We start from the raw sequence: 24,421 nt of genomic DNA on the forward strand, positions 1-24,421 counted from the left end.
ATGGTGTCCAAATTTTCGCCATGGCTTTCGCAGAGAGGATACCGATGGTCCCTATCACCCGTCGGGCTGTGCCCCGAACCAGGGCTTAACCCATTCGAAAACGCTTGGCCCTAGCGTCATTTGTCCCGCCTTCATCGATCTTCGAAGAATCGGGCTCCGTTCATGTAGCAGTCATGATAAGCAGTGCAAAAGGCTGAGCAAAACAGCCATAACTTTGTTTGGATCCAGAACCGAACCCATGTCCATTTCCAATCCTTCTCCGAGCCTTTCGCGCGAATCCGATACGAAGCAGATCGATCACAACGATTCGATCCGCTCGACCTACCTTTCCATCGAAGACATCAAGGCGATGGGCGATGTCGTCGCCCGCAACGGCGTCGACCGGCTGCCGGCTTTCGCCCCCTTCGATTTCTTCGCGCGCCATAAGGAAAACGAGAAGGAAATCCTGCGCGTCTACCGCACCACGGCCACGGACGTCGAGGCCGGCGAGACCATCACGCCGGCGGCGGAATGGCTGCTCGATAATCATTATATCGTCGAAGAAGCGATCCAGGAAGTCCGGCGCGACTTCCCCCGCCGCTTCTACCGCGAATTGCCGACGATGTCCGTCGGCGGCGTCGAGGTGCCGCGCACGCTCGTGCTTGCCTGGCTCTACGTCGCCCATACCCACAGCACAATCTCGCAGGAGAGCCTGACGGCGCTGGTCGACGGTTTTCAGGCCAACGAGACGCTCAGGATCGGCGAACTCTGGGCATTGCCCTCGCTCGTGCGCTATGTGCTCGTGGAAAACCTTCGCCGCATTTCGAGCCGCGTCGAAGCCAGCCGGCGCCTGCGCCGCCGCGCCAACGAAGCGGCCGACGAGCTGGTGCGCCTGAGCGATCCGACGAAAGCCGCTGCCTATCTGAAGACGCTGGAGCCGCTTGCCGAGGACAATACATTCTCGACGCAGTTCCTCTATCGCCTGCGCGACGGCTCGCAGACTTCGAGCCTGGCGATCACCTGGCTCGACGAGCGGCTGGAAGAACTCGGCCGCAATACCGAAGAGGCGACGACAGCCGAACACAGCCGCCTCTCCTCCGGCAATGTGACGATGGGAAACATCATCCGCAGCCTTCGCGAGATCGACGATACCGAATGGTCGGTCTGGGTCGAGCAGGTGAGCCATGTCGACAAGCTGCTCTGGGAGCATTCGGACTACGGCATTCTCGATTCCGGCTCGCGCAACAAATACCGCAAGCAGATCGAGAAGCTGGCCAAGCGCTCGCCGTTGACGGAAATGGAAATCGCCCAGCTGGCGCTCGACATGACCGATACCGCCAAGGCCTCGGGCGAGGCGCAGCCGCACGAACCGAATGTCGGCGGCTTCCTGTCCGGCGCACAGCGGCCGAAGCTCGAGGCGCGGGCGAGCTACCGCCCGACGATCACCCAGCATTTCGTGCGCGCCGTGCGCCGCTTCAACTGGCTGTCGATCGCCGCGCCCGTCATGCTGCTGACGATCCTCGCCATGTCGATCGTCGGCAAGTTCATGGCGAATGCCGGCATGGGCCCGATCGAAATCGCCGTCCTGCTGATCATGTTCTCGCTGCCGGCGTCGGAAGGGGCGACGGGTCTCTTCAACACCGTGCTTTCCTTCTTCGTGACTCCGGCCCGTCTCGTCGGCTACGAGTTCAAGGAAGGCATTCCGGAGGATGCGCGCACCCTGCTCGTCGTGCCCTGCCTGATCTCGAACCGCGACAGCGTCGACGATCATATGCGCAATCTCGAGGTTCATTATCTCGCCAATCCGCGCGGCGAAATCTATTTTGCGCTGCTCAGCGACTGGCCGGACAGCGATGTCGAGGAAACGCCCGCCGATCTCGAGGTTCTCGACTATGCCAGGCGCGAGATCGCCAATCTTTCCGCCCGCTATGCCTATGACGGCAAGACGCGTTTCTACCTGCTGCATCGCCGCCGCCTCTACAATCCTTCCGAAGGCGTGTGGATGGGTTGGGAGCGCAAGCGCGGCAAGCTGCACGAGCTGAACATGCTCCTGCGCGGCGACCGCGACACGACCTATCTGCCGGGCGCCAATGCCGTGCCGGCCAATGTGCAATATGTCATGACGCTCGACGCCGATACGCGCCTGATGCGTGACGCCGTCACCAAGCTCGTCGGTAAGCTCTATCATCCGATCAACCGTCCGGTGATCAATCCGAAAACCGGCCGCGTTGAAAGCGGCTATGGCGTGCTGCAGCCGCGCGTCACACCGTCGCTGACGACGGGCAAGGACGCGTCGGTCTTCCAGCGTGTCTTTTCGATCAACCGCGGCCTCGACCCCTATGTCTTCACCGTTTCCGACGTCTATCAGGATCTCGCCGGAGAGGGCACCTTCACCGGCAAGGGCCTCTACCATGTCGATGCCTTCGAAGCGTCGCTGAAGGGGCGGATCGAAGAGAACTCAGTGCTCAGCCACGATCTTCTCGAAGGCTCGATGGCGCGCTGCGCGCTCGTCACTGACCTCGAGTTGGTGGAGGATTTCCCGATCCGCTACGAGGTGGAAACCTCGCGCCAGCATCGCTGGGCGCGCGGCGACTGGCAGCTTCTGCCCTATATGTTCAATCCGAAATACGGCGTCACGGCACTCGGCCGCTGGAAGATGTTCGACAATCTGCGCCGCTCGCTGACGCCGATCGCCTGGTTCTTCGCCTCCGTTCTCGGCTGGTATTTCATGGGTCCGCTCGGCGCGCTCCTCTGGCAGATTCTCTTGATCTTCTGCCTCTTCGTCGCGCCGACGCTATCCCTCATCAATGGCATCATCCCGCGCACCAGCGATATCGTCGCCCGCGCCCATCTCTATACGGTCTGGTCCGATATCACCGCCGCCAACGCGCAAGTTGCGCTGCGCATCGTCTTCATCGCCGATTCGGCCTGCATGATGGCGGATGCGATCGGCCGTTCGCTCTACCGTCTGTTGGTCAGCCGCAAGCTGATGCTGCAGTGGCGAACCGCCGCCAGCGTTCAGGCCGGCGGCCAGGGAACGCTGATCTCCTATTACAAGGCGATGTGGCATGCGCCGGTATTGGCGCTGCTGGCGCTCGGTTTCGCAGCCCTTCCCGGCGGCAGTGCCTTCTTCGTCGGCATTCCCTTCGCACTGCTCTGGATCCTGTCGCCTGTCGTTGCCTGGTATGTCAGCCAGTCGGCGGAGACCGAAGACCGGCTGGAGGTGGCCGATTCCGTGTCGAGCGAACTGCGCAAGATCGCCCGGCGCACCTGGCGTTATTTCGAGACCTTCACGACGGCCGAGCAGAACTTCCTGCCGCCGGACAATATCCAGGAAACGCCGCATGTCATCGTTGCGGCACGCACCTCGCCGACCAATATCGGCGTCTATCTGCTCTCCGTCGTCTCCGGCCGGCATTTCGGCTGGTTCTCCTTCGAGGAGACGCTCGAGCGGCTGGAGCAGACGATCGCGACGATCGACAGGATGGAGAAGTTCCGCGGCCATCTGTTCAACTGGTATCATACCGATACGCTGCAGACGCTTGGGCCGCGTTATGTCTCCGCCGTCGACAGCGGCAATCTCGCCGGTCATCTGATCGCCATTTCGTCGGCCTGCCGCAACTGGGCCGAGGCGCCGTCGGCTCATATGCAGGGCAATCTCGACGGCGTCGGCGATACGGCTGGCATTCTCGGCGAAGTGCTGGCGGACCTGCCTGACGACCGCAAGACCGTGCGTCCGCTGCGCCGGCGGCTGGAAGAGCGCATCGTCGGCTTCCAGAACGCGCTTGCCGCCGTCAAGCGCGAGCACGAATTCGCCTCGATCCGCATCATCAACCTCGCCGTTCTCGCACGCGACATCGAGAAGCTCGCAGCCAATCTCGACCATGAGGTCAAGTCGAAGCAGAGCGAAGAGGTCACCCAGTGGGCGGCATCACTGGTAAAGGTCTGCGAGGCGCATATATCAGACAGCACCTTCGACCTTTCCAAGGTCGATGCGCTGAGGCCGCGCCTGGTGGCGGTGCGCGACAAGGCTCGCGATCTCGCCTTCTCAATGGATTTTGGCTTCCTGTTCCGGCCGGAGCGGCGCCTGCTGTCGATCGGCTACCGCGTCGAAAGCGGCGAACTCGACCAGGCCTGCTACGATCTTCTCGCTTCGGAATGCCGCCTGACCAGCCTCTTCGGCATCGCCAAGGGCGATCTGCCGACGGAGCACTGGTACCGCCTTGGCCGCCAGGTCGTGCCTGTGGGTTCACGCGGCGCGCTGGTTTCCTGGTCCGGCTCGATGTTCGAATATCTGATGCCGCCGCTCGTCATGCAGGAGCGCGGCGGGGGTATCCTCAACCAGACCAACAATCTCGTCGTCGTCGAGCAGATGAACTACGCCCGCAAGCTCGGCATTCCGTGGGGCATTTCGGAAGCGGCCTTCAATGCCCGCGACCATAACCTCAACTATCAATACACCAATTTCGGCGTGCCGACGCTGGGCCTGAAGCGTGGCCTCGGCCACAATGCCGTCATCGCACCCTATGCCTCGCTGCTTGCCAGCCAGTACGACCCGCCGGGTGCGCTCGAAAACCTGCAGAAGCTGCGCAAGGTCGGTGCGCTCGGCAAATTCGGCTTCCACGACGCCGTCGACTTCACGCCGACGCGCGTGCCGGAAGGCAAGAAATGCGCGGTGGTCTACAACTACTATGCCCACCATCATGGCATGTCGATCGCAGCCGTCGCCAATGTCGCCTTCAATGGCCACCTGCGCGAGCTCTTCCATTCCGATCCCGTCATCGAGGCGGCCGAACTCCTGCTGCAGGAAAAGGCGCCGCGCGACATCCCGGTCATGAGCGGCAAGCATGAATCCGATACGCCCGCCAGCATCCAGGACGACCTCCTGCGTCCGGAGCTCCGCAAGATCAGCGATCCGGCTTCGCGCGACCGCGAACTCGTGTTCCTGTCGAACGGCCATTATTCGATGATGCTGACGGCGACGGGCGCCGGCTATTCCCGCTGGAACGGCCTTTCCGTTTCGCGCTGGAAGGCCGATCCGACCGAAGACCGCTGGGGCACCTTCATCTTCCTGCGCGATACGGCCACCAACGAGTGGTGGTCGGCGACCGCTGAGCCGAAGGGCGTCGAAGGCGAAAAGATCAAGGTCGAATTCGCCGACGAGAAGGCGCACTTCACCAAGACGGTCGGCGAGCTGACGAGCGAGGTCGAATGCATCATCGCAACGGAGCATGATGCCGAGGCCCGCCGCGTCACCCTGCTCAACATGGGTGGGGAAGACCGTTTCATCGAAGTCACCTCCTACCTCGAACCTGTCATCACCTCCGACGATACCGACAACGCGCATCCGGCGTTCGCCCGAATGTTCGTCAAAACCGAGATCGGCAAGCGCGGAGACGTCATCCGAGCGGAACGCAACAAGCGCGATCCGAACGAGCCGAACATCAGCGTCGCGCATCTGATCGTCGACAATGCCGGCGACACCCGCCACACCGAATTCGAGACCGATCGCCGCAAGTTCATCGGCCGTGGCCGCAGCCTTGCCGATGCGGCGGCCTTCGATCCGGGTGCTGTGCTTTCCGGCAGCGACGGCTTCGTGCTCGATCCCGTGATGTCGCTGCGCCGCACCGTGCGGGTGCCGGCCGGCAAGAAGGTCAGCGTGTTCTTCTGGACGATTGCTGCGCCGACCCGCGACGAGGTCGACAAGGCGGTCAACCGCTACCGTCATCCCGACGCCTTCAACCACGAGCTCGTCCAGGCCTGGACGCGCACGCAGGTGCAGATGCGCCATGTCGGCGTCACCTCGCAGCAGGCGGCTGCCTTCCAGCATCTCGGGCGCTACCTTGTCTATCCCGACATGCAGCTGCGCAGCGATCAGGGGACCGTGGAGGCCGGCCTGCAGTCGCAATCGGCGCTGTGGCCGCTGGCAATCTCCGGCGACTTCCCGATCTTCACGCTGCGCATCAACGACGACATGGATCTCGACATCGCCCGTGAGGCGCTGCTGGCGCAGGAATATCTGCGCTCGCGCGGCGTCACCGCAGATCTCGTGATCATGAACGAACGCGCCTCGTCCTATGCGCAAGACATGCAGCACGCGCTCGACGCCATGTGCGAAAACGTGCGCCGCATGGGCCAGGCCGACGGCCTGCGCCAGCATATCTTCGCCGTCCGCAAGGACCTGATGGAGGAGGCCACCTATCACGCGCTGATCGCGGCTTCCCGCGTCACCTTGCATGCGAAGAACGGCAAGGTGATCGACCAGATCAACCGCGCCGTCGCGTTGTTTGCACCCTCCAAGGAGGAGCTGCAGGAGATGGAGCGGGCCGAGCGTGCCAAGCCTCCCGTCAAGCGTGTTGTGCCGGTGCCGCCGCCCGTCGTGCCCGCCGTCGTCATCGAGGAGGAAGGCGATCTCGACTTCTGGAACGGCATCGGCGGCTTTGCTCGCGACGGGCGCGAATATGTCGTGCGCCTGCCCGGCGGTCACGCGACGCCGCAGCCCTGGATCAACGTCGTCGCCAACGACAAGTTCGGCTTCCATGTGTCCGCGGAAGGCGCGGGCTTCACCTGGAGCGCCAACTCGCGCGACTACCAGCTGACCTCCTGGTCGAACGATGCGGTGGTCAACCGTTCAGGTGAGGCGTTCTATCTCGCCGATCTCGACAGCGGCACCATTATGACGCCGTTCGCAGCACTTTCCCGCCGGCCGGACATCCGTTTCGAAGCTCGCCACGGGCTTGGCTATTCCGTCTTCTCCAGCATCCAGAACGATATCGCGCTGGAACTGACGCAGACGATCGCCCGCGAAAAGCCAGTGAAACTGCAGCGCCTGCGCCTGCGCAACACCGGTTCGACCGGCCGCAGGCTGCGTCTCTACGGTTATGTCGAATGGATTCTCGGCAACAATCCGGGACGCACGGCATCTTTCATCCTGTCGAAGCATGATGAGGAGACGGGGGCACTGTTTGCCACCAATCCCTACAGCATCGATTATTCCAACCGCACCGCCTTCTTCGCGGCGAGCGAGACGCTTTCGAGCTTCTCGGCAAGCCGGCGCGAATTCATCGGCAAGGCGGGAACGATCCATGCGCCGCAGGCCGTCACCTCTTCCGCCGTCCTTTCCGGCACGACGGAACTCGACGGCGATCCGGCTGCGGCTCTGGCGATCGACATCGAGCTTGCTGCCGGCGAGGAGCGCGACTTTACCTTCTTCCTCGGCGATACCAGGACGGAGGAGGAAGCGCGCGCCGTCATCGCCGATATCCGCAAGGCTTCGTTCGACGATGCCGTCGAGGCGAACCGAGCCTTCTGGCAGGACTTCACCGGCAGGCTGCAGATTTCGACGCCGGATCAGGGGATGAACAATCTCGTCAATAGCTGGCTACCCTATCAGAGCCTCGGCTGCCGCATCATGGCCCGCACCGCCTTCTATCAGGCAAGCGGCGCCTTCGGCTTCCGCGACCAGCTGCAGGACACGCTGGCCTTCGTGTTGCACGAGCCTTCGATCGCCCGCCGGCAGATCCTGAACGCCGCCTCGCGCCAATTCCGTGAGGGCGACGTGCAGCATTGGTGGCTGCCGGGAACGGGTGCGGGCGTTCGCACGATGATCTCGGACGACGTCGTCTGGCTGAGTTACGCAATCCATCACTATTGCAGCGTCACCGGCGACAAGCGCGTGCTCGACGAGGAGCTTGCCTTCCTGGAAGGCCCGGCCCTTCTCGAAGGCCAGCACGACTCCTTCTACAAGCCGGAGATTTCCGAGGATAAGGCGAGCGTCTACGAACACGCGGCGCTGGCGCTCGATCTCGCCATTGCCCGCAAGGGGAAGAACGGCCTGCCGCTGTTCCTCGGAGGCGATTGGAACGACGGCATGAACCGCGTCGGCATCGGCGGACGCGGTACCAGCGTCTGGCTCGGCTGGTTCCTGGCGGGTGCATTGCGCTCCTTCATTCCTTATGCCGAAGAGCGTGGCGACACTGATCGCGCGGAGCGCTGGTCGGTGCATCTCACCGAATTGAAGAAGGCGCTCGAAACTGCGGCCTGGGATGGCGGCTACTACCGCCGCGGCACGTTCGACGACGGTACGCTGCTCGGCTCCAAGGAAAGCCCCGAATGCCGGATCGATTCGATCGCGCAGTCCTGGAGCGTGCTCTCCGGCGAGGGCGATCCCGCCCGGGCCGTCAAGGCGATGGATGCCGTGCTCGATCAACTGGTCGACGAAGATGCCCGCATCATCCGGCTGTTCACCCCGCCTTTCGTCAATTCCGCCAGGGATCCAGGCTATATCAAGGCCTATCCGCCGGGCGTGCGCGAAAACGGCGGGCAATATACCCATGCCTCGACCTGGGTGGTGATGGCGCTGGCGGAGCTGAAGCGGGGCGACGACGCCTTCCGCTGCTTCCAGATGCTCAACCCGATCACCCATGCGCTGGACAAGCCTTCGGCGGAGCAATACCGCGTCGAACCCTATGTCGTGGCGGCCGACGTTTACGGACATGATCCCTATACGTCGCGCGGCGGCTGGACCTGGTACACCGGTTCGGCCGGTTGGCTCTACCGTGCTGCCGTCGAAGGCATTCTCGGCATCCGCCTGAAGGCAGGCCGGCTTTACGTAAAGCCGGCGCTCCCTTCGGAATGGGACGGTTTTGCGGCAGAGGTGGAACAGGGCGGCGGCAAATACCGCATTTCGGTCTCAAAAGCGTCCAATGCCAGCGGCTACACTCTGTCGATCAACGGCAGCGAAGTCACCGATCCCGAAGGAGGGATATCCGCTCGGATAACAGCGTTCTCCACGCTGAAAAATACGGCGATTCGCGACGGCCAAAAGGGAACCCTTTTGGCCGTCGTCGCGTTTGCAAAATCGGATAATAAGGAGAGACCCATGGCAAGCACGCCGACCCAAGCCATCGTCCCTGGGCGCAGTTCCCTATCCGCAGCTGCGCCAGTGCGTGACACGAGGCTCGACGTTTTGCGTGGCCTGGCTCTGATCATGATCTTCATCAATCATGTTCCCGGGCAAATCTTCGAATATGCGACGACGAAGAATTTCGGCTTTTCCGATGCGGCCGAGGCCTTCGTGCTGATATCGGGCATTTCCGTCGGTCTTGCCTATGGTTCGCGTTTCGAGCCGGGTAATCGGCTCAGGATGGCGATCAAGGCGGTCAAACGCGCCTTCACGCTCTACCTCGCCCATATGATCACGACCTTCATGACACTGGCGCTGTTCATGTGTGGTGCTTGGCTGTTTCATCGGCCGGGCCTGCTGGTCGAAATCAACATCCTGGCGGTGCTGATGAACCTGAAGGAAGGTATTCCGGCACTTCTCCTGCTCGGCCACCAGATCGGCTACAACAACATTCTGCCGATGTACGGCGCGCTGATGCTGATGGTGCCGGTCATCCTGCTCCTGAACGCGCGAAGCCCGCTTCTGGCGCTCGCGGTCTCGGCCACTGTCTGGCTGCTTGCCGGCATCTATCAGGTGGCGCCGCACAACATGCTGATCGAAGGCTACTGGTTCCTCAACCCGCTCTCCTGGCAGTTCCTGTTTTCGATCGGCATCGTCTCGATCCTGCATATCAAGCGCGGCGGTACGATCCCGCGCCATCCGCTGCTGTTTGCCGCCGCTGCCGGTTATGTCGCGCTGTCCTTCGTCTGGGTGACGGGCCATCTCTGGATTTTCGGCAACTCGCTGGCAGCACTTGGCCTGCCGACCGTCGTCACCGGCTTCGACAAGACCTTCCTGTCGCTGCCGCGGCTGCTGCATGTGCTGGCGCTGACCTATCTCGTGATCAGCATTCCCGCGTTCTCGCGTATCCTGCGCCGTCCCGCGGACAATCCGCTGACGATCCTCGGCCGTCATTCGCTGAACATTTTCGTCGCCGGCACGATCCTCGCCATGATCGGCCAGGTGGTGCTCTACATCACCAACAAGGATCCGCTGGTCGGCCCGCTCTTCGTCATCGTCGGGATCGCGACCCAGTTCGCCTATGCCTATTATCTCGAGCGCAAACGCCGGCAGGACAAGGTCAAGACAAAGCTCATCACCGAGGCGGCCACGATTCCCGTTCCCATCCGCATCGGCGGGACGGCGAATGCCTATCGCCGGAACGACCGGAAATAAGGATAGGGTTTGCCGATCGACGGCAAGGAGCCGGTGGCCGATGGCCACCGGCTCAATTTTTATGGGCGAGAATGTTCACCAGCTTGCCGAACGGATCGCGCACGTAGAAACGCCTGACACCCCAAGGCTCGTCGGCCGGGCCGTATTCGATCGGAAAACCTGCCGCTGACACGGCCTCGAAGGCGGCATCGAGATCGTCGACCTCAATCGAGAGGTCGGGCACCGGCGTTCCGGAGCCGCCTTCGCTGGCAATGCTGAGCTGGAGGCTCATCTGCCTGGCCGCGCCGAACGTGGTGATCCAGCCGTGATCCATGATTACGTCGAGACCGAGGATATCCTGATAGAAGCGCTTCGCTGGTGTAATGTCAGGCGCCCCGATATTGGCGACGATGCGCAGGACCTTCATGGATTCGCTCCCGGATGTGCAGTGGTGAGGGGAGGATAGGGAAGATCAGCGGAGGATCAATCCGTATGGCCCGTCTGAGACGTTACGGCGTGTGGTTGTCCCCTCTGGCCTGTCGGGCAACTTCCCACAGGTGAGATCGGCAAGCGGCTGGCTCAGCGGATCTCTCGGACACCTTGCTATAGCTGAGATGGTAGACGGAACCCTGACGCCCACCCCATCTCCCCGTTGAAGATCGGGTCCCGATCACGATGGTATTTGGTGCGGCAAGCTTTAAGACGTTTGATGTTTTGCGGCGGAGTAAGCCTCCAGCCAATCTCCCTCCGTGTCTTGAGGGAAAGGTCCGGCAGCGCAGAAAGGTAGCCTCACGGCACGACCCCGAAACCAAACAAAAAGGCCGGAAGGAGCGATCCTTCCGGCCTTCGTCTGAAACCTGTACCGATCAGGCGGCTTCGGTGGTGTGGGCCTTGCGGACCTCTTCGTCCGTCAGGATACCGCTGGCGCGCAGCAGGGCGGCGAAGCGGCCGTTGCTGTGGCTGAGCTCGTCGAAGCTGCCCTGCTCGACGACACGGCCGTCATCCAGGAAGAGCACCATATCGGCTTCGCGGACCGTCGACAGACGGTGGGCGATGATGAAGGTGGTACGGTTCTGGCGCAGATTGTCGATCGCGGCCTTGACGCGGGCTTCGGTCTCGACGTCGAGCGCCGAGGTTGCCTCGTCGAGCACCAGGATCGGCGCGTCCTTGAGGATGGCGCGGGCGATCGCGATGCGCTGGCGCTCGCCGCCGGAGAGCTTGTTGCCGCGCTCGCCGACATGCGTCTCATAGCGATCCTCACGGGTCTCGATGAAGTCGGCGGCGGCGGCGGCTTCGGCCGCACGGCGCATCTCCTCTTCGCTCGCGCCCTCACGGCCGAGGCGGATGTTGTCGCTGATCGAACGGTTCAGCAGACCTGCATCCTGGAAGACGGTGGCGATGTGGCGGCGCAGCGACTTGCGGGTCACCTTGGTGATGTCGGTGCCGTCGACGAGGATCTGGCCGCCCTGGGCATCGTAGACGCGCTGCAGCAGGTTGACGAGCGTCGTCTTGCCGGCGCCGGTCGGGCCGACGATCGCAACCGTCTGGCCTGCCTTCACCGAGAAGGAGACGTTGTGCAGGCCCTGCGAGCTGTTGCCGAAGCCGAAAGAAACGTCGCGGAACTCGATCGCACCCTTGACGTCCTTGATCTCGCCGTTGCCGGCAGGCTCTTCGCGTTCACGCACCGAGTCTTCCAGCTTGTAGAAGTCCTCGAGCTTGGAGCGGGCTTCGAAAATCTGCGTCGCGAACTGGCGCATCAGGTCGAGGCGGCCGATCAGCAGGTTGGCGAAGCCGATGAAGGCGATGACGTCGCCGACGCGAATCTGGCCGGACTGAACGAGCATCGTGCCGATGATCAGGACCACCATCATCGCGATGGTGGAGGCCATGCGGTTCAGCGCGCTGGCGATTGCCCACCAGTCGAGCACCGGATACTGCGCTTCGAGCAGGCGGTCGGCGAAGGATTTCAGCGCCTTGGTTTCAGCCTCGATGCGGTTGTAGCTGTGCAGGACCGAAACGTTACTGATCGAGTCGCTGACATGCGAGAAGACGGTATGATAATGATTTTCGACCGAGGCCTGACCATCCTTGGTCCGGCTCATGACGACGCGGCCGATCAGCCAGTAGGCGATGCCGAGCACGATCAGCACGGCCGAAAGGCGCAGGTCCATCGACATGGCGGTCGGCACCAGAAGGGTAAGCGCGATGACCGTCGACAGGTGGTTGCGCATGAATTCGAGCCAGAGGCCGAACAAGGTCTCGCAGGCGCGCAGCAGCGTATGCAGCGCGTTCGACGTTCCACGCTGATGGTGCCAGCCAAGCGGCATCGAAATGATGCGGCTGAAGGCTTCCGTCAGTAGCGTCGCGCGTCGTCCATGGGCCAGCCTGTCGGCCTCGCGGGCCACAAGGACGAAGGCGATGGTATTAAACACGGCAAAGGTTGCCCACATGAAAAGGATGGGCTTGACCTCACCCTTGCCCGAGATCGCATCGATGATGCGACCGAACAGGATTGGTTCCGCGATGGTGATGGTCGCCAAGACAATATTTGCGAGAACCACCAGGGATACGCGGAGCTTATAGGCGCCAAGATAGCGCAGAGCCCTTGCATAGACCTTGAAAAGCGACACGTCTAACCTCTTGTGCATCTGCGAAAAACGGGAGGATGCGATGCTACAAAAGGTTACCTGAACCGGCGATTAACGGAGCATTCAGGGTTCAGCCGGCGTGATGATTAACACGAACGTACTATCGCAGGGTGCGACGAGATGACAATGGCGCGAAAATTGCCGCTTAGGTATATGTCGCGACAATTTGCACTTGCATTTTATTCAATGTTTAGCTCAGCATTAAATTAGAGACTGCATTTTATTGAGAAGACCGTTTCGCGACCAATCTGAAAAGCCGCCGACGGCCTCGCAAGGGGCAATATTTGTGAATATTAATTCGTTAATTCAATTGCTTGTAATTCTGGAGGAGTGCTCGAAACCCGAGGCCCTCGTCGGCGAGCTGGAACAGGTGATCCGGGGATGCGGCTTCGAATATTACAGCCTGTCGCGCCATTCGCAGCAGAATCCGGAACCCTGGGCCGGCACGCTGGCCGGCCGTTGGCCGGAACAATGGCAGCAGATATATGCCGCAAAAAAATATCTCCTGGTCGATCCGATCGTACGTTATCTCGCCCATGCGCAGCGGCCGTTCCGCTGGCGGGAGAGCATGGCGGCGTTCCGCAGGGATGCGCATGGGCGGCGTATGGAGCAGATGATGGTCGATGCCTTCGGCCACGGGCTGGAGGACGGCTATATTTTTCCGATCCATGGACGCAGCGGCATTCTCGGCGGCCTCAGCATCAGCGGCAAGCCGATCGAACTCTCGCCGGTGGAGATCGCGCTGTTCGAGGCGGTGGCGCGCAAGGCCTTCTGGCGGCTGCTTGATTTGAAAGGCGAGGCGCAGGCGCTGGAAACCGTGGTGCCGGCCGAAACGCCGCTGACGCGGCGCGAGATGGAAATCCTGCGTCATCTCGCCGAAGGCATGACCTCGATGGAGATCAGCAAGATGCTGAAGATCTCGAACCACACCGTCGACTGGTACATGAACGGCCTGCAGGATAAGCTGAAGGCGAAGAACAGGCAGCAGGCGGTGGCGCTCGCCTTTCGCCACGGCCTGATAAGCTAGGTTTCTTTTTCATTCTCACCGTCAAGGCCGCGGCAGACTTCCTGCCGGCATGTTTTGGCATGGCGAGAAAGTGCATTTCGCAGTCGCAAGAGAAATTGAACTTCTCGTGACAAGAAGTTAAGAATTTTCTTCGCGGGTGCAGCATGCCCGTGTCTGAACGACGGAGGAGACCGTTTTGCCCATATCCAAGATACTCGTTGCCAACCGCTCCGAAATAGCCATTCGCGTGTTCCGCGCGGCCAACGAGCTTGGAATAAAAACGGTGGCGATCTGGGCGGAGGAAGACAAGCTGGCGCTCCACCGCTTCAAGGCCGACGAGAGCTATCAGGTCGGCCGCGGCCCGCATCTTGCGCGCGACCTCGGGCCGATCGAAAGCTATCTGTCGATCGACGAGGTCATCCGCGTCGCCAAGCTCTCCGGCGCCGATGCCATCCATCCGGGCTACGGCCTGCTGTCGGAAAGCCCTGAATTCGTCGATGCCTGCAACGAGGCCGGCATCATCTTCATCGGCCCGAAGGGCGATACGATGCGCCAGCTCGGCAACAAGGTTGCCGCGCGCAACCTGGCGATCTCGGTCGGCGTGCCCGTTGTGCCCGCGACGGAGCCGCTGCCGGACGATATGGCCGAAGTGGCGAAGATGGCGGAAGAGATCGGTTATCCCGTCATGCTGAAGGCCTCCTGGGGCGGCGGCGGGCGCGGCATGCGCGCAATCCGCGATCCGAAGGATCTCGCCCGCGAGGTGACCGAGGCCAAGCGCGAAGCGATGGCCGCCTTCGGCAAGGACGAGGTCTATCTCGAAAAGCTCGTCGAGCGCGCCCGCCATGTCGAAAGCCAGATCCTCGGCGACACCCACGGCAATGTCGTGCATCTCTTCGAGCGCGACTGCTCCATCCAGCGCCGCAACCAGAAGGTCGTCGAGCGCGCACCGGCACCCTATCTCTCGGAAGCGCAGCGCCAGGAGCTCGCCGCCTATTCGCTGAAAATCGCGGCAGCGACCAATTATATCGGTGCCGGTACCGTCGAATATCTGATGGATGCCGATACCGGCAAATTCTATTTCATCGAGGTCAATCCGCGCATCCAGGTCGAGCATACCGTGACCGAAGTCGTCACCGGCATCGACATCGTCAAGGCGCAGATCCACATTCTCGACGGCTACGCCATCGGCACGCCGGAATCAGGCGTCCCGAAGCAGAAGGACATCCGCCTCAATGGCCATGCGCTGCAGTGCCGCATCACCACCGAGGATCCGGAGCACAACTTCATTCCGGATTACGGCCGCATCACCGCCTATCGCTCGGCATCCGGTTTCGGCATCCGCCTCGATGGCGGCACCTCCTATTCCGGCGCCATCATCACCCGTTTCTACGATCCGCTGCTCGTCAAGGTGACGGCCTGGGCGCCCAATCCGTCCGAAGCGATCGCCCGCATGGACCGGGCACTGCGCGAATTCCGTATTCGCGGTGTGGCCACCAACCTGACCTTCCTTGAAGCGATCATCGGCCATGCGAAGTTCCGCGACAACAGCTACACGACCCGCTTCATCGACACGACGCCGGAGCTCTTCCAGCAGGTCAAGCGACAGGACCGAGCCACCAAGCTGCTCACCTATCTCGCCGACGTCACCGTCAACGGCCATCCCGAAGCCAAGGACCGGCCGAGGCCGCTGGATAACGCCGCCCAGCCGGTTGTTCCCTATGCCAACGGCAATACCGTTAAGGACGGCACGAAGCAGCTTCTCGACACGCTCGGTCCGAAGAAATTCGGCGAATGGATGCGCAACGAGAAGCGCGTGCTCCTGACCGACACGACGATGCGCGATGGCCACCAGTCGCTGCTCGCCACCCGCATGCGCACCTACGACATCGCCCGCATCGCCGGCACTTACGCGCATGCGCTGCCGAACCTCCTGTCGCTCGAATGCTGGGGCGGCGCGACATTCGACGTGTCCATGCGCTTCCTCACGGAAGATCCGTGGGAGCGCCTGGCGCTGATCCGCGAGGGCGCGCCGAACCTTCTGCTGCAGATGCTGCTGCGCGGCGCCAATGGGGTGGGCTACACCAACTATCCCGACAATGTCGTCAAATACTTCGTCCGCCAGGCGGCGAGGGGCGGCATCGATCTCTTCCGCGTCTTCGACTGCCTGAACTGGGTCGAGAACATGCGGGTGTCGATGGATGCGATTGCCGAGGAGAACAAGCTCTGCGAAGCGGCGATTTGCTATACCGGCGATATCCTGAACTCGGCGCGGCCGAAATACGACCTGAAATACTACACCGACCTTGCCGTCGAGCTGGAGAAGGCAGGAGCGCATATCATCGCGCTCAAGGACATGGCGGGCCTCCTGAAGCCGGCAGCGGCGAAGGTTCTGTTCAAGGCGCTGCGCGAAGCGACCGGCCTGCCGATCCACTTCCACACGCATGATACGTCGGGCATTGCGGCGGCGACCGTTCTTGCCGCGGTCGAAGCCGGTGTCGACGCCGTCGATGCGGCGATGGATGCGCTCTCCGGCAACACGTCGCAGCCCTGTCTCGGCTCGATCGTCGAGGCGCTCGCCGGCTCCGAGCGCGATCCGGGCCTCGATCCGGAATGGATCCGCCGTATCTCCTTCTACTGGGAAGCGGTGCGCAACCAGTATGCCGCCTTCGAAAGCGACCTCAAGGGTCCGGCATCGGAGGTCTATCTCCACGAAATGCCGGGCGGCCAGTTCACCAACCTCAAGGAACAGGCCCGTTCGCTCGGCCTGGAGACCCGCTGGCATCGGGTGGCGCAGGCCTATGCCGACGCCAACCAGATGTTCGGCGATATCGTCAAGGTGACGCCGTCCTCCAAGGTTGTCGGCGACATGGCGCTGATGATGGTCAGCCAGGACCTGACGGTCGCCGATGTCGTCAGCCCCGACAGGGAAGTCTCCTTCCCGGAATCGGTGGTTTCGATGCTAAAGGGCGATCTCGGCCAGCCGCCGTCCGGATGGCCGGAAGCGCTGCAGAAGAAAGCGCTGAAGGGCGAGACGCCCTATACCGTGCGTCCCGGCTCGCTGCTGAAGGAGGCCGATCTCGATGCCGAGCGCAAGGCTATCGAGACGAAGCTGGAGCGCGGGGTGAGTGACTTCGAGTTCGCCTCCTACCTGATGTATCCGAAGGTCTTCACCGACTTTGCGCTTGCCTCCGATACGTACGGTCCGGTCTCTGTGCTTCCGACGCCCGCTTATTTCTACGGGCTGAAGGACGGCGAGGAACTGTTTGCCGATATCGAAAAGGGCAAGACGCTCGTCATCGTCAACCAGGCAATGAGCGCGACCGACAGCCAGGGCATGGTGACTATCTTCTTCGAACTCAACGGCCAGCCGCGCCGCATCAAGGTGCCGGACCGCGCCCATGGGGCGACGGGTGCTGCCGTCCGCCGCAAGGCCGAAGTCGGCAATGCCGCCCATGTCGGCGCGCCGATGCCGGGCGTCATCAGCCGTGTCTTCGTCTCGTCCGGCCAAGTGGTCAATGCCGGCGACGTGCTCGTCTCCATCGAGGCGATGAAGATGGAAACCGCGATCCATGCGGAAAAGGACGGCACGATCTCCGAGGTGCTGGTGCGCACCGGCGACCAGATCGACGCCAAGGACCTGCTCGTCGTCTACGGCGGGTAAGCAATTCGGCTGCCGGGGCGATCAAAGGTCGCTCCGGCCATTCCTCCTCGATCACTCGTTTGTGTGCAACCGCCAATCGGAATGCGAGACTTTTAAACGTTTTCCGGTGTCTGCGACTTGCCCTGCATGGCGCTTGTTTCCTAGAAACAACTCGGCGCATAGCCTGAGAGGATTACGCGCCATTTCACGGAGCGCTGCTGATGCGTCTTATCGGGCGCGGTGCTCCAGCGACCCCGCCATTCAACAGGAAAGAACCCCATGAGCCAGTTGAAAATCGCCGTCATCGTCGGAAGCACGCGTATCGGCCGCTTTGCCGATCACCCCGCTCAATGGATTGCCGAAACCGCCGGAGCGCGTTCGGAGCTTGCCATCGAGGTGCTGGATCTTCGTGATTATCCGCTGCCGTTCTTCGGCGAGGCGCGTGCAACCGAAGCCGAAAACGAGACCGCTGAGCGCTGGAAGAAGAAGCTGCGTGAATTCGACGGCTATATCTTCACCGCGGCCGAATATAATCATGCGCCGACCGGCGTCCTGAAGAATGCCATCGATCTCGGTGAATTCATTCAAAAGCCGGTCGCCTTCGTCGGCTACGGAGGCGTTGGCGGCGCGCGTGCGGTCGAGCATTTGAGGCTGATCTTTGTCGAAATGGGCGCCGCCTCGGTGAAAACGGGCGTGCACATCGCCTTCAGCGAATATCTGAGCGTGCTGAAGGAAGGCAAGAGCCTCGGCGATTATCCGCATCTCAACGAGGCGGCCAAGAACCAGCTCGACCAGCTCATCTGGTGGGGCAATGCGCTGAAGGCAGCGCGCTCGGTCATCACCTCGGCCTGAGGCAGGCCGCAGAACCGTCCAGAAGAACGCCTAAAACCGTCTCACGTAAATCACGATTCACGTGAGACAATTCAGATATCGTAGGTATGTGCGGCGTTGATCGTCGAGATGAAGCGCTTGGTGCGTTCGCGCTCCGGCGCGCTGAAGATCGCCTTGGCGCTGCCTGTTTCCACCACATTGCCGGCTTCCAGGAAGACGACGTCATTGGCGATCTTGGAGGCAAGCCGGAGATCGTGGGTCGCCATGACCATCGTCGTGCCCTCGCGGGCAAGCTGGCCCAGCACATCGACCACCTCGGCCGAAAGCTCCGGATCGAGCGCCGAGGTCGGTTCGTCGCAGAGAAGGACGCGCGGTGAAGGCGCAAGCGCCCGGGCGATCGCCACACGCTGCTGCTGGCCCCCCGAAAGCGTCGAGGGCCAGGCATCGGTCTTGTGCGCCATCCCGACCTTGGTCAGCAGCTCATTGGCGCGCTCACGCGCCTTTTCCCTCGGCCACTTCAAGACCGTCACCAGCCCTTCCATGACGTTCTCGATCGCCGTCTGGTGCGGGAAGAGCTGGAAATTCTGGAAGACCATGCCGGTTTGCCGGCGGATTTTCTGGATCGCCTGCCAGCTCGTTCGTTTGCCGGGCGCGAAGGAGAGCGTCTCCTCCCCGAGGCGGATGGCGCCTGATGTCGGGATTTCGAGCAGGTTGATGCAGCGCAGCAGCGTGCTCTTGCCGCCGCCGGACGGCCCGACCAGCGCGGTAACACTGCCCTCGGGAATGCGGATGCTGATGTCCTTCAGAATGACGGCGTCGCCGAAGCGCTTTTCGATGTTGGAAAGCTCGATCATGCATTTGCCTCCAGCATGCCGCCATAACGCGCGAAGCGGCGCTCGAGCCGCACCTGCAGCTGCGAGAGGACGGAACTCAGGACGAGATAGACCAGCGCCGCCTCGATATAAAGGATCAGCGGTTCATAGGTGGTGGCGACGATGCGCTGAGCCGCCTGGAAGAGTTCCGGCACCGTGATGGCAGCGGCAAGCGACGTATCTTTCACAAGCGAGATGAAGGTGTTCGACAGCGGCGGCACGGCGACGCGGGCGGCCTGCGGCATGATGGTGCGGCTCATCGCTTGGCGCCAGCTCATGCCGATCGAATAGGCGGCCTCCCATTGGCCTTTGGGCACCGAGGAGATAACGGCGCGGATGATCTCGGAGCTGTAGGCGCCGATATTCAAGGTAAAGCCGATCAAGGCGGCCGGAAAGGCGTCGAGCAGGATGCCGATGCTCGGCAGGCCGTAGAAGATCACGAAAAGCTGGACGAGCAGCGGCGTGCCGCGGATGACCCAGACGTAGAAGCGGGCGATGGCTGTGACCGGGGCCGGGCCGAAAAGGCGGGCAATCGCGGTGATCAGGCCGAGGATCAGGCCGAAAGCAAAGGAAAGCAGCGTCAGCGGGATGGTGAAGATCAACCCCGCCCAGAGGAGCGAGGGTAGCGATTCCGCCATCAGTTGGAGCCAGTGCGGCAAGGGGATGTTCCCTCTCGGTTGGGTGATATCTCGGAATACCCCTCCCCAACCCCTCCCCACAAGGGGGAGGGACTTAATCTAGCTCCCGCTCCCCGCACGAAATAGCGACCGAGCCGCAAGTCGAGACGTTTGTTTTGAGATGAGGCGGTGTGCCGCCAAAGCCCCTCCCCTTGTGGGGAGGGGACTTTTTAAATGGACCTTACTTCGAAACGTCCTGGCCGAAATACTTGTCGGCGATCTTCTTGTAGGTGCCGTCGGCCTTGATGTCGGCAAGCGCCTTGTTGATCGCCTCCAGCAGTTCTGGCTCGTTCTTGCGGATGATGATGCCGGAGTAATCGGCATTTTCCTGCTTGGCGGCGATTTTCACCGGCGCGTCCGGCTTGTGCTTCTTGAAATCGAGGAAGGAGAGGCTGTCGTTGATCGTGGCGTCGGCGCGCTTGGTCAGCACGAGCTGGATCGACTGGTCGAATCCGTCGGTGCCGACGAGTTCGGCGCCGGACTGTTCCGCAAGCTTGCCGAAGTTGCTGGTGAGCGACTGGGCGGCCTTCTTGCCCTTCAGATCGGCGAAGGTCTTGATGCCCTCGTCGCCTTCGCGGACGATCAGCACGGCCTTGGATGCGATGTAGGGCTCGGAGAAATCATATTTCTGCTTGCGGGCCTCGGTGATGCCGACCTGGTTGATGACGGTGTCGTAGCGCTTGGCGTCGAGGCCGGCGATCAGGCCATCCCATTTGCCTTCGACGAACTCGGCCTTGACGCCGAGCTTTTTGGCGATCGCTTCGCCGATCTCGACGTCGAAGCCGACGAGCTTGCCGCTTTCGTCATGATAGGTGAAGGGCGCATAGGTACCTTCGGTGCCGATCTTGAAGACGCCGGCCGATTTGACGGCGGCGAGGTTTTCGCCGGCATGGGCAGGCAGGAGGGCTGCGGCGTGAATGAGGGCGGCAGCGGCGACGGTTTTCAACCAGTTCATTGTTCTATCCATCCTTGGGAGGTTGTGATCGGATGAGGGATACTTTGCAGAAAACTAGGGCGCGGGAAGCGTAGAAAACTGCGAATAAAAGCAGCAACTGCAAATATTTTTCTCAAGCAGGTCCCTGAGCCGTGAATTTGCTGGAAAACGCGTCAGACAGCGACGCTGCGGTGCGGTCTTCCGCTCGGCATGCGGATCAATAGCGACCGGGCTTTCCTGGTGGAGCTTTGTTTCATCGCGTCAGAAAACGTGTGATCGTGCATGTTGCCTGCACGGTCGTAAGCGTTTATGCACGTTTTCGGTATTTCTGGTGTTGACCCGGTAGGAACATGCAGGATTTTCTGTTGCGAGAGCGTCAAGGCGTCATTTCCGAGCGGCTGCGGCTGAACGGCCGCGTGCTGGCGGCGGAACTTGCGCTCGAATTTGGCGTCTCCGAGGATACGGTGCGGCGCGACCTGCGCGAAATGGCGGCGGCGGGGCTCTGCGAGCGGGTCTATGGCGGCGCGCTGCCGGTTTCCCCGGCGCATGGGAGCCTGACGCAGCGTGTGAGCTTTGCCGCCGACCGCAAGCAGGCGCTGGCGCGGGCTGCGGCAAAGCAGATCGCCGCCGGTTCGTGCGTGTTCTTCGATGCCGGCAGCACCAATCTGGCGATTGCAAACGCCTTGCCGGCCGAACTCGAGCTGACGGCCGCGACCAACGCGCCGGCGATCGCCGCGGTGCTTATCGACAAGCCTGCCGTCAACGTCATCCTGATCGGCGGCATGGTGGACCGGCAGACGGGCGGCGCGCTCGGCGCCAAGGCCTTGCGGGACATGGAGCAGATTTCGCCCGATCTCTGCATTCTCGGCGCCTGCGGAATCGATCTCGAGGCCGGTATTACGACCTTCGGCTTCGAAGATGCGGAGTTCAAGCGGTTTGCCGCGTCGCGGAGCAAGCGAGTTCTGGCGGCTGTAACCTCGGAAAAATTCGGCACCGCCGCGCCCCACAGCGTGCTGCCGGTTGCGCATTGCGAATGCCTCGTCGTCGAGCACGATGCCGATCCCGCTATTCTCGCCGGCTATCGCGAGCGCGGATGCAGGACTGTCATCGCCGAGAAAACGAACTGAGCCGCCGTCACAGAGTTTAAGGAAATCGGGCGCTTGCGAGCCCGGCAATGAGGAAAGACCGGAAAATGGATAGTCATGTCAGTGCGCCTGGGGTCCGGAGCGGCTTCGTTACCAAAAGCAGAGCGGCGGTTTCCCTGCTCTTTCTCATGAACGGCTTCGTCGTCGGCTGCTGGGCGCCGAAGATCCCGGACTTTGCCGAGCGGCTGGCACTGAGCAAGTTCGAGCTTGGGCTGATGATCCTCGTCTTCGGCGTCGGCTCGCTGGTCATGATGCCAATCGCCGGCGCGCAGATCGCCAAACATGGCTCGCGTATCGTCGTTCAGATCCTGGCTATCGGCGTGCTGCCGCTGCTGCTGGCATTGACGCTGGCGCCGAATGTGATCACCGGGGCAATCTCGCTCTTCCTGTTCGGCGGCTTTATCGGCGCAATGGATGTGGCGATGAATGCCAATGCGGTGTCGGTCGAGAAATCCATGCGCCGCGCCATCATGTCGTCATGCCACGCTTTCTGGAGCCTCGGCGGACTGATCGGCTCAGGTCTCGGTGGTATTGTAATTTCCAAGCTCGGCATTCTCGGCCATGCGCAACTGGCGACGTTGCTGGCGGCGATCTTCCTCGCCGTTGCCTGGCCGATGATCCTTGCCGATCCCCCGCATCCCGACACCAAGAAGGAAAAGACAAGGCTGCCGATGGTGGCGCTGCCATACCTGCTTGGATTGATGGCGCTGTTCTCAATGGTGCCGGAAGGCGCTGTGCTGGATTGGGGCGCGCTTTATCTTCGGCAGGAAATGGATGCGTCGGTAGCGCTTTCCGGTCTCGGTTTCGCGGCCTTTTCGGCGACCATGGCGATCATGCGCTTTGCCGGCGACCTGGTGCGCGATCGTCTCGGCGGCGTCAAGACGCTGCGCATCTGCACACTGTTTGCCATCGTCGGCATGCTGCTTGCCAGCCTTGCGCCGGATCCGGAGATCGCCATACTGGGCTTTGCGCTTTGCGGCATCGGCATTTCCAACATGGTGCCGATCGCCTTCTCGGCGGCGGGCAATATTCCTGGCCTTAAGCCCGGCATCGGCATCTCGGTCGTGACGACCATGGGCTATTCCGGCATGCTGGTTGCGCCGTCCGTGATCGGCTTCGTGGCTGAACATGTCGGTTTTGCCGTCGTTTTCATGGCGCTGCCGGTGCTGCTTCTGGTCGTTCTGTTGTTCTCCAGGCTTGCCCGCTACGCAGACGGCGTTTCCGGCGGAGGTCACTGAGCCTCCTCCAAGTAAAAGTGATATCGGGGGCGGTTGACAAGAAAGCGGTCATGATCCACCTGAAAGACACTGTTTTAAGGGGTGCAAGAGCTTTTCATGTCTTCAGCCGCCGATTTTGATCCGAAACCGCGCCGTGCTTCCGTTGCCGTCGATGTCGGCGGCGTTATCGTCGGCGGCGGTGCGCCGATCGTCGTGCAGTCCATGACGAATACCGATACGGCCGATATCGATTCGACGGTCGCGCAGGTCGCGGCCCTCCATCGGGCGGGTTCCGAACTGGTGCGTATCACTGTCGACCGCGACGAAAGTGCCGCCGCCGTGCCGAAGATCCGCGAGCGGCTGCTGCGGCTCGGCATGGACGTGCCGCTGATCGGCGACTTCCACTATATCGGCCACAAATTGCTCGCCGATCATCCGGCCTGCGCCGAGGCGTTGGCGAAATACCGCATCAATCCCGGCAATGTCGGCTTCAAGGACAAGAAGGACAAGCAGTTCGCCGAGATCATCGAGATGGCGATCCGCTACGACAAGCCGGTGCGCATCGGCGTCAACTGGGGCTCGCTCGATCAGGATCTGCTGACGGCGCTGATGGACCAGAATGCCGAAGCTGGTTCGCCGCTTTCGGCCCGGCAGGTGACGCGCGAGGCGATCGTGCAGTCGGCGCTGCTTTCGGCAGCCCTTGCCGAGGAGATCGGCCTGCCACGCAACCGCATCATCCTGTCGGCCAAGGTCAGCCAAGTGCAGGACCTGATCGCCGTCAATTCCATGCTCGCCGATCGCTCCAATCACGCGCTGCATCTCGGCCTGACCGAGGCCGGCATGGGCACCAAGGGCATCGTCGCTTCGTCGGCGGCGATGGGCTTCGTGCTGCAGCACGGCATCGGCGACACGATCCGCGTGTCGCTGACGCCCGAGCCGAACGGCGACCGCACGCGCGAAGTCCAGGTGGCGCAGGAAATCCTGCAGGTCATGGGCTTCCGCCAGTTCGTGCCGGTCGTTGCCGCCTGTCCCGGCTGCGGACGCACGACCTCGACCGTGTTCCAGGAACTGGCGCAGAACATTCAGAACGACATCCGCAAGAATATGCCGGTCTGGCGCGAGAAATATCCCGGCGTCGAGGCGCTGAACGTCGCCGTCATGGGCTGCATCGTCAACGGGCCGGGCGAGAGCAAACATGCCGATATCGGCATTTCGCTTCCCGGCACCGGCGAGACGCCGGCCGCCCCGGTTTTCATCGACGGCAAGAAAGCGCTGACGCTGCGCGGTCCCAATATCGCCTCCGATTTCGAGGCACTTGTCGTTGACTATATCGAGAAGCGCTTCGGCCAGAAGACGGCTGCGGAATGAGAGCC

Annotated in this window: 11 protein-coding genes and 2 pseudogenes; 8 read left to right on the forward strand and 5 right to left on the reverse strand. The window is 62.0% G+C overall.

Annotated elements, in window-relative coordinates:
• Positions 1–238 precede the first annotated feature (238 nt).
• Together EFD55_RS15545 and EFD55_RS33780 are read left to right on the forward strand one after the other, a co-directional pair.
• Positions 239–8,759 (forward strand): annotated as a pseudogene (locus tag EFD55_RS15545) (glycoside hydrolase family 94 protein).
• Positions 8,760–8,986: 227 nt separating this feature from the next.
• A pseudogene (locus EFD55_RS33780) lies at positions 8,987–10,099 on the forward strand (OpgC family protein); the annotation flags it as partial.
• A 52-nt stretch (positions 10,100–10,151) separates the two neighbouring features.
• Here EFD55_RS33780 and EFD55_RS15550 read toward each other — a convergent pair.
• Positions 10,152–10,505, reverse strand: a complete 354-nt coding sequence (locus tag EFD55_RS15550) for a VOC family protein (RefSeq protein WP_125845940.1) — start codon at positions 10,503–10,505, stop codon at positions 10,152–10,154.
• 439 nt (positions 10,506–10,944) lie between these two features.
• Complete coding sequence (locus EFD55_RS15555; protein WP_125845941.1) at positions 10,945–12,708, reverse strand: glucan ABC transporter ATP-binding protein/ permease; 1,764 nt, start codon at positions 12,706–12,708, stop codon at positions 10,945–10,947.
• Positions 12,709–13,012: 304 nt separating this feature from the next.
• Here EFD55_RS15555 and EFD55_RS15560 point away from each other — a divergent pair, with 304 nt between their 5' ends.
• The 3 genes from EFD55_RS15560 (at position 13,013) to EFD55_RS15570 (ending at position 18,224) form a co-directional block, all read left to right on the forward strand.
• Entirely contained in the window at positions 13,013–13,753 is a 741-nt protein-coding gene (locus EFD55_RS15560; protein ID WP_125845942.1) for a helix-turn-helix transcriptional regulator, read from the forward strand.
• A gap of 175 nt (positions 13,754–13,928) precedes the next feature.
• Positions 13,929–17,393 (forward strand): pyruvate carboxylase, encoded by a 3,465-nt coding sequence (gene pyc, locus EFD55_RS15565; RefSeq protein WP_125845943.1) that lies wholly within the window; start codon positions 13,929–13,931, stop codon positions 17,391–17,393.
• A gap of 258 nt (positions 17,394–17,651) precedes the next feature.
• A complete protein-coding gene (locus EFD55_RS15570; protein WP_125845944.1) occupies positions 17,652–18,224 on the forward strand; it encodes an NADPH-dependent FMN reductase in 573 nt (190 codons plus the stop codon).
• A 71-nt stretch (positions 18,225–18,295) separates the two neighbouring features.
• On the opposite strand, the gene EFD55_RS15575 is transcribed toward EFD55_RS15570, so the two are convergent.
• The 3 genes from EFD55_RS15575 to EFD55_RS15585 all read right to left on the reverse strand — a co-directional run bounded on the left by EFD55_RS15575 (position 18,296) and on the right by EFD55_RS15585 (position 20,707).
• Positions 18,296–19,057, reverse strand: coding sequence for an amino acid ABC transporter ATP-binding protein (locus tag EFD55_RS15575; protein ID WP_125845945.1), 762 nt, complete (start codon positions 19,055–19,057; stop codon positions 18,296–18,298).
• Positions 19,054–19,734, reverse strand: a complete 681-nt coding sequence (locus tag EFD55_RS15580; RefSeq protein WP_125845946.1) for an amino acid ABC transporter permease — start codon at positions 19,732–19,734, stop codon at positions 19,054–19,056. Before EFD55_RS15580 ends, EFD55_RS15575 begins: the two co-directional genes overlap by 4 nt.
• Positions 19,735–19,933: 199 nt before the next feature.
• On the reverse strand, positions 19,934–20,707 hold the full coding sequence (locus EFD55_RS15585) for an amino acid ABC transporter substrate-binding protein (protein ID WP_125845947.1): 774 nt from the start codon (positions 20,705–20,707) through the stop codon (positions 19,934–19,936).
• Between the two features lie 329 nt (positions 20,708–21,036).
• On the opposite strand from EFD55_RS15585, the gene EFD55_RS15590 reads away from it, so the two are divergent.
• The 3 genes from EFD55_RS15590 (at position 21,037) to ispG (ending at position 24,416) form a co-directional block, all read left to right on the forward strand.
• The gene (locus EFD55_RS15590; protein WP_125845948.1) at positions 21,037–21,813 is read left to right on the forward strand and encodes a DeoR/GlpR family DNA-binding transcription regulator; all 777 of its coding nucleotides are present in this window, start codon (positions 21,037–21,039) and stop codon (positions 21,811–21,813) included.
• A gap of 65 nt (positions 21,814–21,878) precedes the next feature.
• Positions 21,879–23,069, forward strand: a complete 1,191-nt coding sequence (locus EFD55_RS15595) for an MFS transporter (RefSeq protein ID WP_125845949.1) — start codon at positions 21,879–21,881, stop codon at positions 23,067–23,069.
• Positions 23,070–23,165: 96 nt separating this feature from the next.
• Positions 23,166–24,416, forward strand: coding sequence for a flavodoxin-dependent (E)-4-hydroxy-3-methylbut-2-enyl-diphosphate synthase (ispG, locus tag EFD55_RS15600; RefSeq protein ID WP_125845950.1), 1,251 nt, complete (start codon positions 23,166–23,168; stop codon positions 24,414–24,416).
• Positions 24,417–24,421 lie beyond the last annotated feature (5 nt).

The organism is Rhizobium pisi, from assembly GCF_003938655.1.
Taxonomy (GTDB): Bacteria; Pseudomonadota; Alphaproteobacteria; order Rhizobiales; family Rhizobiaceae; genus Rhizobium; species Rhizobium pisi.

Coding starts and splice junctions, on each gene's coding strand:
- ispG (WP_125845950.1), top strand. CDS start 23,166: ATGTCTTCAGCCGCCGATTTTGATCCGAAACCGCGCCGTGCTTCCGTT.
- EFD55_RS15585 (WP_125845947.1), bottom strand. CDS start 20,707: ATGAACTGGTTGAAAACCGTCGCCGCTGCCGCCCTCATTCACGCCGCA.
- EFD55_RS15570 (WP_125845944.1), top strand. CDS start 17,652: ATGAGCCAGTTGAAAATCGCCGTCATCGTCGGAAGCACGCGTATCGGC.
- EFD55_RS15590 (WP_125845948.1), top strand. CDS start 21,037: ATGCAGGATTTTCTGTTGCGAGAGCGTCAAGGCGTCATTTCCGAGCGG.
- EFD55_RS15575 (WP_125845945.1), bottom strand. CDS start 19,057: ATGATCGAGCTTTCCAACATCGAAAAGCGCTTCGGCGACGCCGTCATT.
- EFD55_RS15595 (WP_125845949.1), top strand. CDS start 21,879: ATGGATAGTCATGTCAGTGCGCCTGGGGTCCGGAGCGGCTTCGTTACC.
- EFD55_RS15550 (WP_125845940.1), bottom strand. CDS start 10,505: ATGAAGGTCCTGCGCATCGTCGCCAATATCGGGGCGCCTGACATTACA.